The sequence below is a fragment of the Streptomyces sp. NPDC107562 genome, assembly GCF_055657325.1.
The window spans coordinates 1-1,600 of record NZ_JBVKBE010000041.1; the positions used below are offsets into that span (position 1 = coordinate 1).

The window sequence follows — 1,600 nt, forward strand, 5'->3', positions numbered from 1 at the left end:
TGCTCGGTCCGAAGGCGGATGCTGCTTGGTATCTGCATGAGCTGACGCGGGAGTTGGATCTTTCCGCGTTCGTGCTGTTCTCGTCGTTGTCGGGGACGGTGGGTGGCGCGGGTCAGGCGAACTACGCGGCGGCGAATGCGTATCTGGACGGGTTGGCGGAGTACCGGCGGGGCATGGGGCTGCCGGCGACCTCGCTGGCCTGGGGACTCTGGGAAGAGTCGAGGGGGATGGGCAGTCGGCTCACCACCGCAGATCTGGAGCGGATGGACAGGACGGGCATCCGTACCCTGTCTGTCGAGGACGGGTTGGCGCTGTTCGACGCCGCTGTCGCGTCCGACCGGGCGACGGTCGTCCCCGCACGATTCGACATCCCCGCCCTGCGCGAACAGGGCGACACCCTCTCGCCGCTCTTCCGTGAACTGACCGGCCCGCGCGTCCGTCGCTCGGCTGCGGTCACGTCCCAGGACATCGCCGGTGCCACGGAGAACGGCCTGGCCGATCGGTTGGTGGGGCTGTCGGCGGACGAGCGTCGGGCGCTGGTGCTGGGTGTGGTGCGGGCGCAGGTGGCGCGGGTGCTGGGGTACGCGTCGGCGGAGTCGGTCGAGCCGGGGCGGGCGTTCCAGGATCTGGGCTTCGATTCGCTGACGGCGGTGGAGCTGCGCAACAGCCTCAGTGCGGAGGCGGCGGTGCGCTTGCCGGCGACGCTCGTCTTCGACTATCCGTCCTCCGACGTCCTGGCGGACTTCCTCCTCGCCGAGGTCTCGGGCGAGATACCCGCTGCCGCCGAGACACTTCCCTCGCTGCGCAGCGCCGCCGACGACGACCCGGTCGTCATCGTCGGCATGGGCTGCCGCTACCCGGGCGGAGTCGCGTCGCCGGAGGACCTCTGGAAGCTCATGGTGGAAGGCCGGGACGCGATCTCCGAGTTCCCGACCGACCGTGGGTGGGACCTGGACGCGATCTACCACCCGGACCCGAATCACACGGGTACGAGTTACACCCGCGAGGGCGGATTCATCCACGACGCCGGCGACTTCGACGCCGCGTTCTTCGGAATCTCGCCCCGCGAGGCCACCGAGACCGACCCACAGCAGCGGTTGCTGCTGGAGACGGCCTGGGAAGCCTTCGAACAGGCGGGCATCGTCCCCGCCGACCTCAAGGGCAGCCAGACCGGCGTCTTCGCCGGCGTCATGTACCACGACTACGCGGGCAACATCGGGTCCGGCAGCATCGTCACCGGACGTGTCGCCTACACCCTCGGTCTCGAAGGTCCCGCGGTCTCGATCGACACGGCCTGCTCGTCCTCGCTGGTGGCCATCCACCTGGCCGCGCAGTCACTGCGCCAGGGTGAGTGCTCCATGGCCATCGCCGGTGGTGTGGCCGTCATGGCCACCCCCGAGTCCTTCATCGAGTTCAGCCGCCAACGTGCCCTCTCCCCGAACGGCCGCTGCAAGGCGTTCTCGGCGGATGCCGACGGCACTGGCTGGGGCGAAGGCGTGGGCGTACTGGTGCTGGAGCGTCTGTCGGATGCCCGGCGCAACGGTCATCAGGTGCTGGCGGTGATTCGGGGTTCGGCGCTGAACCAGGACGGTGCGAGCAA

1 protein-coding gene is annotated in these 1,600 nt (G+C 69.3%); it reads left to right on the forward strand.

From position 1 onward, the window contains the following. On the forward strand, positions 1–1,600 hold a 1,600-nt coding region (locus ACZ7LV_RS38955; RefSeq protein ID WP_471946092.1), incomplete at both ends, for an acyl carrier protein.